The following is a 12,077-nucleotide window of genomic DNA, read 5'->3' as shown; positions in this document are numbered from 1 at the left end:
CAGACGGAGATTCGGGCACGCGCGACCTGAACCTCCCGTCACCACCGCAGAAACCCCCTGGGCATCATCTTTCCCAAAAATATTCCCGCCGGAGGCCAGGGTTTTGCGATCCGCAAAGCCCTTCTATGCGTTTCTCTGCAACCGGAGCTTGGCAAAATATTCAGAACGCCGTTTCAATTCCCGCTCAAAGCCACGTTCCACCGGCTGATAGAGAACCGGGCGGCGCACCCCATCTGGGAAATAATTCTGACCTGAAAACCCATCCTCTGCATCATGATCATAGGCATAGCCATCTCCATAGCCCTGCTCTGCCATCAATTTGGTGGGAGCATTCATGATATGTTTTGGTGGCGGTGCGGACCCGGTCTCCTTGGCCAGACGACGAGCAGCCTTGATACCTACATAGACCGCGTTGGATTTTGGCGCCAGCGCCAGATAGACGGCGGCATTGGCCAGTGCCAGCTCGCCTTCGGGGCTGCCAAGCCGCTCATAGGTGTTCCAGGCATTCAAGCAGACCGTATTGGCCTGTGGATCTGCCAGACCGATATCCTCGGTCGACATCATGGTCAGACGCCGCGCCAAAAACCGCGGATCCTCGCCGCCTTCCAGCATTCGTCCCAGCCAATACAGCGCCGCATCCGGATCAGACCCCCGGATAGATTTATGCAGGGCGGAAATCAGGTTGTAATGTTCATCGCCGGATTTGTCATACTTTGCTGCCCGACGCATCAATCGGGTGGCCAGCGCCTCCCGCCCCAAGGGGGTCGCTACCCGCCAGGCCGCAACCTGTTCGATCAGGTTCAGCAGCGTGCGCCCGTCACCATCGGCCATTTCATGCAGCGCATCCCGCGCCTCACCACTCAGCGGCAGCGCTTTGCCCAACTCCCGCTCAGCCCGCTGGGTCAAAAGCTCCAAATCGACCAGAGACAGCCGTTCCAACACCAGGACCTGGGACCGCGACAGCACAGCCGCGTTCAGCTCAAACGAGGGATTCTCGGTGGTGGCCCCAACCAGCAAAATGGTGCCATCTTCCATGTAAGGCAGAAACCCATCCTGTTGCGCTTTGTTGAAGCGGTGGATCTCATCCACGAACAACAGGGTGCCCTGCCCGTTCTGGCGTCGGATCTTGGCGGCTTCAAACACCTTTCGCAGATCTGGAACCCCGGTAAAGATAGCCGAGATCTGAACAAAATGCAGATCTGTTTCCTGCGCCAGCAACCTCGCAATGGTGGTTTTCCCCACCCCTGGCGGCCCCCAGAAAATCAACGAGGACAGTGACCCCGAGGAGAGCATCACGCCCAGCGGAGCCTCCTCCCCAAGGACCTGAGCCTGGCCAATCACCTCTGACAGAGATCTGGGGCGCAGACGATCCGCCAATGGCCTGTTAACCTCTTTGGGCGGTTGGGCTTCGGGCGTTGCATCGCTATCGAACAGATCTGCCATAGCTCAACGCCGCATGTGCAGGCTGACCCGTTGGCCGCGCCGGTTCAAATCAAACCGCAAACGGCGCCCGGCCTGTTCCAGCAGGTTCGGCACATCTTCGGAGGCGATGACCTCTGCGCCGTTGATCGCAAGCAGGATGTCTCCAGCGCGGATCCCTGCTCGGGCCGCATAGGGGCCAGGATCCAGAACCGCTACCCCAGTTGCCGAGAGCGGAAGTTGCAGGCGAACAATGGCGACAGGATTGATCAAGCCAACGGTCAGCCCCGGTAACACGCTGTTTTCGTTCATCACAACAGAGCGCGCAGGCGGATCATTAGGCGCTGTGAACATCTCGACCACCAGGGTCTCACGGGTCTCGCCTCGTAGGCGTGTCACCATAGAGGTGCCATCAAGCCCAGCCACAGACATGCGGAACACCATTTCTGACGGGGAATTCACCACCTCACCGTCAACTTCGGTGATCACATCCCCCACCTCAAACCCCGCCTTGGCAAAGGGGCTTTTGGGATGCAATTCGGAAATCACCATGCCCTCGGGCAGCTCCATCCCCAAAGACCCGGCCAGATCCGCGTCCACCGGCTGGCCTGCCATTCCGGCCCAGGGGCGCTGGAACTCCTCCGCGCCATTGTGGGCCTGTTTGACAAATTCCCGCACCAGGTTGGCGGGAATGGCAAAGCCAATGCCGTTGGAACCACCAGAGCGGCTGAGGATCCGTGTGTTGATACCAATCAGATCGCCATTCACATCAATCAGTGCACCGCCGGAATTGCCCGGATTGATCGGCGCATCAGTCTGGATGTAATAGCCAAAGCCCTCACCCGAGGCGGTGCCGCTGCGGGCCAGCCCCGAAACGATACCGCTGCTGACCGTCTGACCGACACCAAAGGGGTTCCCGATGGCCAGGGCCAATTCGCCCACCTCAACCTGGTCACTGTTCCGCAGGTACAGATAGGGCAGGCCTTTGGCCTCTTCGAGCTGAAGAATGGCCAGGTCACTGGCCTGATCTGCCAACACGACACGGGCCTCGTATTCGCGTTTGTCCGTGGTCACGACCCGGATTTCCGTCGCCATGGCCACCACATGGTAGTTAGAGACAACAACCCCATCCTCAGAGAGGATGACCCCTGAGCCAAGAGAGCTTTCAACCCTTGGGCGTGGGTTGGAGAACCCACGAAAAAAGTCCTCAAAGAAGGGATCGTTCATAAAGGGTGAGCGCTGCTGCTGCTGGCGCACGATCTTGGCGTAGATATTGACCACCGCCGGCGCCGCCTGTTTGACCAGCGGCGCAAACCCCAATGAGATTTCTGCCTGCGACTGGGGCACACGTGTTTCGGCCTGCGCCATCCCCATGGTCACAAGCGCCAGAACCAGAGACAGGGCGAGGCGGGCGGAAAAGACAGAACGGATCATGGGATCTCCCGGAAATATGCTCCCCTAGGATATGCTGCCGCCGCCGCCCGAATGCAAGCTTTGCCGACTGCCCCCAGCGCAGCTCCGCCCGCCTCACCTGGCACCCAGATGAGGCGGTGGTCGAATTCGCCCTCAACCTGCCATCTGCGCAGGCAAGGCGCGGCGCTGCTTGACGGCCTCGGCCAATTTGCGCAGTTCTGTAACGGTGTCGCCCCAGCCGATGCAGCCATCGGTGATCGACTGGCCGTAGGTCAGTTCGCCTTTGCCCAGATCCTGACGTCCCGCCACAAGGTGGCTCTCTATCATTACCCCGGTGATGCGCTGTTCGCCGGCGCGCAGCTGATCACCCACATCCTGCAAAACCAACGGCTGTTTGGCCGGATCTTTGTCGCTGTTGGCGTGGCTGGCGTCGATCATTACATGGCCACGAATACCGTCTTGTTCGGCCTTGTTACAGGCTGCATCTACTGAACCCGCATCGTAGTTGGTACCACCACCGCCACGCAGGATCAGGTGGCAATCGGGGTTGCCGCTGGTTGCCGCAATTGCCGCGCGGCCATTTTTGGCCAGGGCCATGAAATGATGCGGATGGGCTGACGAGCGCACCGCGTCAATGGCGATCTGCACGTTCCCCCGCGTGCCGTTCTTGAAACCCACCGGGCAGCTGAGCCCCGAGGCCATCTCGCGGTGGATCTGGCTCTCAGTCGTGCGCGCACCAATGGCCGCCCAGGCCATCAGGTCCGAAAGGTATTGCGGCACGGCTGTGTCCAGGAACTCGGTCCCTACCGGCAGGCCCATTTGGTTGATATCGAGGAGAAGCTTGCGCGCCATCTCCAGCCCTTCGTTGATGCGGAAGGAGCCATCCAGCCGCGGGTCATTGACCAGCCCCTTCCAGCCGCTGATGGTGCGGGGTTTCTCGAAGTAGACCCGCATCACCACTTCCAGCTCGCCCGCCAGCTCATCGCGTAGGGGTTTTAGCCGTTCAGCGTAGTCCAGCGCGGCCTTGGTGTCGTGGATCGAGCAGGGCCCGACGACGACGATCAGACGGTCATCGGCGCCACGCAGCACCTTTTGAATATCAGCGCGGCTATCCAGCACGGTTTTGCTGGCCAGATCATTGCTGGGCAGCTTGGCCGCCAGTTCATCCGGCGAGATCAGTTCCTGCATATCCGTGATACGGAGGTTTTCGATTTTGGTGGTCATGGTCCTAAGGTTCCTTGCGGGAGGCCCCGGAGCGTGGCGGCGGCTACAAAAAAACCGCCATCTGCTGAGGGCGGTTGGTGTGGTATCTGCTGTTGCGCGCTTATGTCATCTGCACGCCAAGACCCCTCCGTCCGCCTGTCGGCCCGGATAAAAATAAAACCAGATTGCAGCATAGGTTTGGGTCATGTCGGCGACGCTAGCGGAGATTCGGTAGCGTGTCATTAGGAAAGTTATCGGCATTCGCCGCCGCTATTTGGAGGTTAATCACCACTTGGCGATGACCACTCCCCGCCATCCCATTCCCTTGCGTTCGTTTCGAGCTTCAAAAGTCATTAGTTTTTGGTAGCATGCGAGCAACTCATCCCTAACAGCTTTAGGTGACTCCCATTTCAATCTTCGAACGTACTTTAAAGTACTGGGCTAATTCGGCACCTGAAACACCGATGCAGCGCATTGGTGCACTGGTTGTGGGATTAAGCTCCACCTTAATGATTTTAGCGGTTCTGATACAACTTCCAGAAGCTTGGAACTCCCAATGGACTGCAGAAGCTGTTGCAGCCGGTCTCTTCGCCATCGGGCTGACTATTCTGTTCGTTCCAGTTGGAATTGTACATGGGATCGCCGTGTTTTACCCTCGTCTCGTGTTGTCTAGAAAGGCGAACATAGTGAGCCAACACGATCTTGTGCGCGAGCACTTTGCCGATGGCATTAAGTACTCCTACCGAGTTATGGGCTGGATTGCGTCACTAGGGATTTGCGCGCTGCTGGCATATTTCGGGTATATTTGGGTAAAGGCCCAAATTTTGGCTCTGATGTCTCCCTAGCCACCTCCCAGAAAGCCAATACCAGAGCCCTGACTTCCAGAGAAATAAATAGCGTAGGGCCGATATGAAGTGGTCCTTTGAGCTCTCGTAACCAACGGTGATTTTGTCCGACTAGCGAGCCACAAAAAGCCGTCGCAATCACGTGTCGCGCCAATTGCCAAAGCTTTGCTTTGGCAACGCCCGAGCCGCCCCCACGGGGCGGGCGCTTCGCTTCCCCCCTCGGTTCGGACGCGGTGGTTTTGTGAGACGGCACAAAGACGCCAAAGCAACCAGGCGGCTGAATACTCACCTCTGATGCATTCCAAAAGAAAAGCCCCCGCTCCAATGGAACGGGGGCCATGCCATCTGACGATGTCAGACAGTCTTATTCTGCGTCTTCAACTTCGATTTCTGCAGCAACGCGGGCCTTGTCGGCGGCGCCTTTGGCAGCAACGTCACGGTCGACGAATTCGATGATCGCCATAGGCGCCATGTCACCATAGCGGAAGCCCGCTTTCAGGATGCGAACATAGCCGCCCTGACGGTCTTTGTAGCGGGGGCCAAGCACGTCAAACAGTTTGGAGACATACTGGTCTTCTTTCAGGCGCGCGTTGGCCTGACGACGGGCGTGCAGGTCGCCGCGTTTTGCCAGGGTGATCATCTTTTCGATGATGGGGCGCAATTCTTTTGCTTTTGGCAGAGTCGTTTTGATCTGCTCGTGCTCGATCAGCGAGCCTGCCATGTTTGCAAACAGGGCCTTACGGTGCTCATGAGTACGGTTCAGGCGGCGGTAACCACGTGCGTGACGCATTGTTGAATTCCTTCTTTCGCGTTTTTGCTTTGTCTGTCAGCCGATGCGTGTCAGCCGATCTCCTTGGGGCAGATGCCCGGATCTTCCCCGCACTTGCGGGCATTGTTTAAGGGCAGACCGGGGCCTGCCCTTATAACCGGTGTGGTCAGAGGTTCTTAGAACGTGTCTTCGAACTTCTTGGCCAGATCTTCGATGTTGTCCGGTGGCCAGTCCTCGACGTCCATGCCGAGGTGCAGCCCCATGCCAGACAGAACTTCTTTGATCTCGTTCAGCGACTTGCGGCCAAAGTTTGGCGTGCGCAGCATTTCTGCTTCGGTCTTCTGGATCAGATCGCCGATGTAAACGATGTTGTCGTTCTTCAGGCAGTTTGCAGACCGCACAGACAATTCCAGCTCGTCCACTTTCTTGAGCAGAAGCGGGTTGAACTCGAGACCATCGTCTTCGTCCTGACGGTTGGCCGACTCGGGCTCCTCAAAGTTGACGAAGATCGACAGCTGGTCCTGCAGGATGCGTGCGGCATAGGCCAGCGCGTCATCCGGGGTCACGGACCCGTCTGTTTCGATTTTCAATGTCAGCTTGTCATAGTCCAGCACCTGGCCCTCACGGGTGGGCTGCACGTCATAGGAGACCTTTTTCACCGGCGAGTAGATGGCATCGATTGGGATCAGACCAATGGGTGCATCTTCTGGCTTGTTCTTATCGGCAGAGACATAGCCCTTACCGGTGTTCACGGTGAGTTCCATGAACAGGTCGGCACCATCATCCAGGTGGCAAATCACGTGCTCGCGGTTCAGAACCTCGATGCCTGCGGATTCGGAGATATCACCAGCTGTAACAACCGCTGGGCCCTTGGCATTGATCGACAGGCGCTTGGGGCCTTCGACTTCCATGCGCAAGGAAACACCTTTCAGGTTCAGGATGATGTCAGTGACGTCTTCACGAACGCCAGCAACGCTGGAGAATTCATGCAGAACATTGTCGATCTGTACGGATGTGATCGCGGCACCCTGCAGCGAGCTCATCAGAACACGGCGCAGTGCGTTGCCCAGCGTCAGGCCAAAGCCACGCTCAAGCGGTTCGGCAATAATAGTTGCCTGACGTGCGGGATCATTGCCCGGCTTAGCTTCAAGCTGTGTTGGCTTGATCAGCTCTGCCCAATTTTTATGGATCATGCAGTCCCTCCATTCCTGTCTGTACCTCATGTCCGAAGGTGCAGACGCCCGAGGTTTAAAATGACGGACTGGGGCCCAGCACACAAGCGGGGCCCCAGCGTAATTCTCGACGTCTTAGACGCGACGACGCTTAGGTGGACGGCAGCCATTGTGTGCCATCGGTGTAACGTCGCGGATCGAGGTGATGTTGAAGCCGATTGCGGCCAGAGCGCGCAGAGCGGATTCACGACCGCCACCGGGGCCCTGGACTTCAACTTCAAGAGTTTTAACACCGTGATCCTGGGCCTTTTTGCCTGCATCTTCTGCTGCCATCTGAGCCGCATAAGGAGTCGACTTACGCGAGCCCTTAAAGCCCATGGAACCAGCAGAGGACCATGCAATAGCGTTACCCTGAACGTCAGAGATCAGGATTTTGGTGTTGTTGAACGAGGAATTCACATGCGCCACACCAGTGGCGATATTCTTACGTTCTTTTTTCTTCGTACGAGTCTTATCGCGTGCCATTGATCAAACCCTCCCTTACTTCTTCTTACCAGCAATGGCCTTTGCAGGACCTTTGCGAGTGCGAGCGTTGGTGTGGGTCCGCTGACCGCGAACGGGCAGGTTACGACGATGGCGCAGGCCGCGATAGCAACCAAGATCCATCAGGCGTTTAACGTTCATCTGAACTTCACGACGCAGATCACCTTCAACGGTGAAGTTTGCATCGATGTACTCACGGATGGACAGTACTTCGGCATCAGACAGTTCGTTGACGCGACGAGTCACATCGATGCCAACGGCTTCGCAGATGGTCGCGGCCGAGGTGTTTCCGATTCCGGTGATATATGTGAGGGCGATAGGCACCCGCTTAGCAGCGGGGATGTTTACGCCGGCAATACGTGCCACGTGTCACTTTCCTTTTCGTTGCGGTTCCGTAGTCCCAGAACCTTTTTTCACAACGCTTGACCTTGGCATTCAGCCGTTCAGCCCAGCATTTTGAGGTGGTCATGTGAGCAAAAGAATCCGCCCACATGGAATCATCCCGCGAAGGGATGGGCTTGCGTATGAGGATTTCAACAAAGCGTCAACCCGTCATTGGACCAACCAGTCATTTTTCCTCAAAGCATGGGCTTTTCAGGCAATTGGCCTCACAATCCGCAGGCATAAAACCGTTGCGGCTCGCCCTCACCTGTAAAAATCGTGACCTCCCCTGGACTATAGGGATCCAGCAGGATCGAAAACAGCTGTGGCATGATATAGGGGCCAGGTTCTTCGCAATAGCCCACATGGGTGGTGACTTTCGCCTCACTCCAATCAAAGCTGAACGCAGGTTCAAAACTGCAATGGTATTCGATGGAGGAATAGCCAGTTTCGTCAAGAACCATGCCGCCCTCACTGGCGAAATCAAATACCCCATCAGGATTGCCTGCGATCATGGCGCAGCCTTCCAGATCATTTACGTATATATCTTCACACAGGGCGGCCTGTGCGGATGCCACGACGATCAAACTTGCAATTAAAGCGCGCATAGCTGCCCCTTTGGATAAAGATATCTATCTAGATACATCCAAGGCTCCCGCAGAACGGGAAGTTTCTAAACATGCCCGCTAGGAACGTGGCTTGCAGGCAACAAACCCCGGCTGCCGCAAATGAAAATGGGAGGGCCCAAAGCCCCCCCCACCTAGATCTTTCGCTCTCTGTCGCTGAGATGGTTAACCCAGAACCTTGGCGATATCCTCACGAACGGCGTCCATGGAGCCGAGGCCATCTACTGAGGTCAGGTCGCCTTTGGCATAGTAATAGCCCAGCAGCGGCGAAGTCTTCTTGTAATACTCCATCAGACGAGTCTTGAGGCTTTCCTCATTGTCATCTGTACGGCGCTTTACCTCAGTGCTACCGCAATTGGTGCATTTGCCATCTTCAGGCCAAGGCTTGGTCTCATCGTGGTAGACCTCGCCGCAGCCCCCACATGTCGAACGACCGGTGATGCGGGCAACAAGCGCAGTGTCATCGACAGCCATTTCGATCACTGCATCCAGGGAAAGCCCCATTTCAGCAAGCAATTCACCCAAAGCGTCTGCCTGCCCGAGCGTCCGGGGGAAGCCATCAAAGATGAAACCACCCTCAGCACCCTCGGCGATCTTCTCGCGGATCAGTCCGATAACGATCTCATCTGTGACGAGCTCGCCGCGCGCGATAACATCAGCCACCTTCTTGCCCATCTCAGAGCCATTGGCCTGGGCTTCACGCAGCATGTCACCAGTAGAAAGCTGCACCATGCCGCGGCTATCTGTCAAATGGCGTGCTTGGGTGCCCTTACCCGCACCGGGTGGTCCAAGTAGAATAATGTTGGTCATCGACGCGAGGGCCCCCGTTTTGCACGTTTCTTGTTACGGCCCCGCAGTTGGCTCTTCTCGATGAGCCCCTCATATTGGTGCGCCAACAAATGGCTTTGGGCTTGCTGAATGGTGTCCATGGTCACAGAGACCACGATCAGCACAGATGTGCCGCCAAAATAGACTGGGAAGGCAAACTGCCCACGCAGCACTTCGGGCAACAGGCAAACAAGCGCCAGATACAACGACCCCAGAACCAGCACACGGTTCACGACATATTCAATATATTCTGCGGTCTTCTTGCCAGGGCGAATACCGGGAACAAAACCGTTCTGGTTTTTGAGGTTATTCGCAACATCCTCGGGCTTGAAAGCCACATTGAAGGTGTAGAAATAAGCGAAGAACACAATCATCGAGACGAAGAACAACAGGTACAGCGGCTGGCCGGGGCCAAAGTTGGCCAGGAGCCAGGACATTACTGGACCGTTGGTTGCCCCGGATGAGAAGGCCGAGATCGTGGTTGGCAGCAACAAAAGCGAGCTGGCAAAGATCGCCGGGATAACGCCTGCGGGGTTCACTTTGACCGGCAGATGCGAAGAGCCACCATCATAGACCTTCATGCCGACCTGGCGGCGTGGGTACTGGATGTGAATCTTACGCAGGGCACGTTCCATGAAGACAACAAACATGATCACAGCAATCACCATCAGGATCACACCAATGATCACGGCAGGGCTGATCGCGCCGGAGCGGCCAGAGGCAAAGAACTGGGCGATGGAGGCAGGAACCTCGGCAATGATGCCAACAAAGATAATGAGCGAAATACCGTTGCCGAGACCACGCTGGGTGATCTGCTCACCCAACCACATCAGGAACATGGTGCCACCCACCAGGGTGATCATGCAGGCCATGCGAAAATACATGCCCGGATCGGTCGCCAGATCACCGGCTTCCAGCGATACCGCAAGGCCATAGGCCTGGGCTGTTGCCAGCGCCACGGTACCGTAACGGGTGTATTGGTTGATTTTCTTCTGGCCCTGGGCACCCTCTTTTTTGAGTTGCTCAAGTGCCGGAACCATCGAGGTCAGCAACTGGACAATGATCGAAGCCGAGATATAGGGCATGATCCCGAGGGCAAAGATACCCATACGGCCAAGTGCGCCACCGGTGAACATCGACACCATGCCGCCAATGCCCTGCCCCGCCGCTTCCATAAAGTTGCGTAGGGCGTTCGCGTCGATGCCAGGAACCGGAATAAAGGTGCCGAGGCGATAGACGATCAAAAGGCCAAGCGTAAACAAGATGCGATTGCGCAGATCCGTGGCTTTGCCAAGTGCGGACCAGCTGGTGTTCGCTGCCATTTGTTCTGCTGCTGATACCATGAAATGGGTCTCTTTTTGCGAAAACGCCGCCCGGAGCCATTTTCCGGCTCGGACGGCGTACTGGAAAACTGATGACCTATGTAAGCGGCATTTTCGCCGCTCACAAGGTGTTACTCAGCTGCGGCTGCTGTTGCCACGGTCAATGCGCCACCGGCCTTTGCAACTGCTTCTACTGCAGCGGCGGAGGCACCGGTTACGGCGATGGTTGCCTTTGCCGTGAATTCACCCTTGGCCAAAACGCGGACGCCGTCTTTTTTGCGGCGGATCAGACCGGAAGCCACCAGAGTGTCTTCGGTGATCGAAGCTGCGTCCAGCTTGCCCAGGTCGATGAATTTCTGGATCAGGCTCAGGTTTACAACGGCGAATGCCTTGCGGTTTGGCTTGTTGAAGCCACGCTTAGGCAGACGTTGGTACAAAGGCATCTGACCACCTTCGTAGCCATTGATCGAAACACCCGAACGGGATTTCTGACCTTTGATACCACGGCCACCCATTTTACCCTTGCCGGAGCCGGGACCACGGGCAACGCGCATGCGTTTCTTGGCGGCGCCTGGATTGTCGCTGAGTTCGTGAAGTTTCATTTCGCTTCTCCTTCGCCGGATGTGATCCCAGAAGCGTAAACAGGATCAACCACGGCATGTCTTTGATGTATGATTCCATGACCCCAAGAGGCCACCGTGTGCCTATAGCCCCCCTGCCCGAATGGTTCAAGCCCCAAGCGTGTGGTCGACTATCAGCCAAGCAGCAATATGACGCGTGGTCCTTCCCCCGTATCCAGCCCCAGAGACCGAAACGCCAAACGCCCCCACATAGCTGCAGGGGCGCTGGGTCAAACCAAAACCGAGGGAGGAGATCTCAGGCTGGTTAGAAACTCTGATGAACATGTTTGCGGGCGATATCGGCGATATCGCAGCGCCGTACACCGATGTCCGCCAGTTCACGATTGGTGAGCCGGGACAGCTGCGCATAGGTCCGCTTGTATTCGCGGTTCATGGCCCAATTTGCAGCAACCTTCGCCACAACGGCGCGCAGGCGCGACATGAGACCGAACTCGGTGGTGGTGTTTTGAACAAAAGCCAAATCAGTATTCCTTATCTCTGGCCGAGACCCATTTCTCAGCCCTTTTCAAACCTGTTTAGGTGTCTCTGGAATAAAGGAATAAATTTGTTACAAACAACCACTGCAACAAGACAACCCGCTATGCATCCGGCGCATAGGCTTGGCTTAAGACAGCTGCAACGGCTTTGTTACGCGTGAAGCAAACCACACCCTCCCACACAAAAAGACGCCCCCGGTTTCCCGGAGGCGTCCATAATCATTCGCTCGAAAGAGGCTTAGTCGCGCTCTTCGATGATCTCCACCATGTGAGAGACCTTGCGCACCATGCCACGAACCGAAGGGGTATCTTCGAGTTCACGGGTTTTGTGCATCTTGTTCAGACCCAGACCGATCAGCGTTGCGCGCTGGTCGGCGGGGCGGCGGATCGGGGAGCCGATCTGCTTAACAACGATTGTTTTAGCCATCTGTCCGTTTCC

General features: G+C 56.6%; 14 protein-coding genes. 1 reads left to right on the top strand and 13 read right to left on the bottom strand.

Annotated elements, in window-relative coordinates:
- Nucleotides 1-123 precede the first annotated feature (123 nt).
- From MED193_RS16245 to MED193_RS16235, 3 genes are all read right to left on the bottom strand, one after another.
- The gene (locus MED193_RS16245; RefSeq protein WP_009810849.1) at nucleotides 124-1,443 is read right to left on the bottom strand and encodes a replication-associated recombination protein A; all 1,320 of its coding nucleotides are present in this window, start codon (nucleotides 1,441-1,443) and stop codon (nucleotides 124-126) included.
- A 3-nt stretch (nucleotides 1,444-1,446) separates the two neighbouring features.
- Nucleotides 1,447-2,853 (bottom strand): trypsin-like peptidase domain-containing protein, encoded by a 1,407-nt coding sequence (locus MED193_RS16240; RefSeq protein WP_009810848.1) that lies wholly within the window; start codon nucleotides 2,851-2,853, stop codon nucleotides 1,447-1,449.
- A gap of 132 nt (nucleotides 2,854-2,985) precedes the next feature.
- Nucleotides 2,986-4,056, bottom strand: a complete 1,071-nt coding sequence (locus tag MED193_RS16235) for a 3-deoxy-7-phosphoheptulonate synthase (RefSeq protein ID WP_009810847.1) — start codon at nucleotides 4,054-4,056, stop codon at nucleotides 2,986-2,988.
- A 443-nt stretch (nucleotides 4,057-4,499) separates the two neighbouring features.
- Between MED193_RS16235 and MED193_RS16230 the strand changes: the two genes are divergently transcribed.
- The gene (locus tag MED193_RS16230; RefSeq protein ID WP_009810846.1) at nucleotides 4,500-4,880 is read left to right on the top strand and encodes a hypothetical protein; all 381 of its coding nucleotides are present in this window, start codon (nucleotides 4,500-4,502) and stop codon (nucleotides 4,878-4,880) included.
- A gap of 364 nt (nucleotides 4,881-5,244) precedes the next feature.
- Here the strand turns inward: MED193_RS16230 and rplQ are convergent, their stop codons facing one another.
- From rplQ to rpmD, 10 genes are all read right to left on the bottom strand, one after another.
- Nucleotides 5,245-5,670: a 50S ribosomal protein L17 gene (gene rplQ / locus MED193_RS16225; protein ID WP_009810845.1), complete on the bottom strand. Its 426-nt coding sequence runs from the start codon at nucleotides 5,668-5,670 to the stop codon at nucleotides 5,245-5,247.
- A 155-nt stretch (nucleotides 5,671-5,825) separates the two neighbouring features.
- Complete coding sequence (locus MED193_RS16220) at nucleotides 5,826-6,842, bottom strand: DNA-directed RNA polymerase subunit alpha (protein ID WP_009810844.1); 1,017 nt, start codon at nucleotides 6,840-6,842, stop codon at nucleotides 5,826-5,828.
- 114 nt (nucleotides 6,843-6,956) lie between these two features.
- Nucleotides 6,957-7,346, bottom strand: coding sequence for a 30S ribosomal protein S11 (rpsK, locus tag MED193_RS16215; protein ID WP_009810843.1), 390 nt, complete (start codon nucleotides 7,344-7,346; stop codon nucleotides 6,957-6,959).
- Between the two features lie 15 nt (nucleotides 7,347-7,361).
- Nucleotides 7,362-7,730 (bottom strand): 30S ribosomal protein S13, encoded by a 369-nt coding sequence (gene rpsM, locus MED193_RS16210; protein WP_009810842.1) that lies wholly within the window; start codon nucleotides 7,728-7,730, stop codon nucleotides 7,362-7,364.
- A gap of 242 nt (nucleotides 7,731-7,972) precedes the next feature.
- Entirely contained in the window at nucleotides 7,973-8,353 is a 381-nt protein-coding gene (locus tag MED193_RS16205; RefSeq protein ID WP_009810841.1) for a hypothetical protein, read from the bottom strand.
- A 183-nt stretch (nucleotides 8,354-8,536) separates the two neighbouring features.
- A complete protein-coding gene (locus tag MED193_RS16200) occupies nucleotides 8,537-9,181 on the bottom strand; it encodes an adenylate kinase (RefSeq protein WP_009810840.1) in 645 nt (214 codons plus the stop codon).
- Nucleotides 9,178-10,542: a preprotein translocase subunit SecY gene (gene secY, locus MED193_RS16195; protein WP_009810839.1), complete on the bottom strand. Its 1,365-nt coding sequence runs from the start codon at nucleotides 10,540-10,542 to the stop codon at nucleotides 9,178-9,180. Before secY ends, MED193_RS16200 begins: the two co-directional genes overlap by 4 nt.
- Before the next feature lie 110 nt (nucleotides 10,543-10,652).
- Nucleotides 10,653-11,123, bottom strand: a complete 471-nt coding sequence (rplO, locus tag MED193_RS16190) for a 50S ribosomal protein L15 (protein WP_009810838.1) — start codon at nucleotides 11,121-11,123, stop codon at nucleotides 10,653-10,655.
- Nucleotides 11,124-11,406: 283 nt separating this feature from the next.
- Entirely contained in the window at nucleotides 11,407-11,622 is a 216-nt protein-coding gene (locus MED193_RS16185) for a DUF1127 domain-containing protein (protein WP_009810837.1), read from the bottom strand.
- Between the two features lie 254 nt (nucleotides 11,623-11,876).
- Nucleotides 11,877-12,065, bottom strand: coding sequence for a 50S ribosomal protein L30 (rpmD, locus tag MED193_RS16180; RefSeq protein ID WP_009810836.1), 189 nt, complete (start codon nucleotides 12,063-12,065; stop codon nucleotides 11,877-11,879).
- Nucleotides 12,066-12,077: the final 12 nt, after the last annotated feature.

This window comes from Roseobacter sp. MED193 (assembly GCF_000152965.1).
In the GTDB taxonomy this organism is placed as follows: Bacteria; Pseudomonadota; Alphaproteobacteria; order Rhodobacterales; family Rhodobacteraceae; genus Pseudophaeobacter.
Note: the sequence above shows the minus strand (reverse complement) of the source record. Positions and strands in the feature narration are given on the sequence as shown.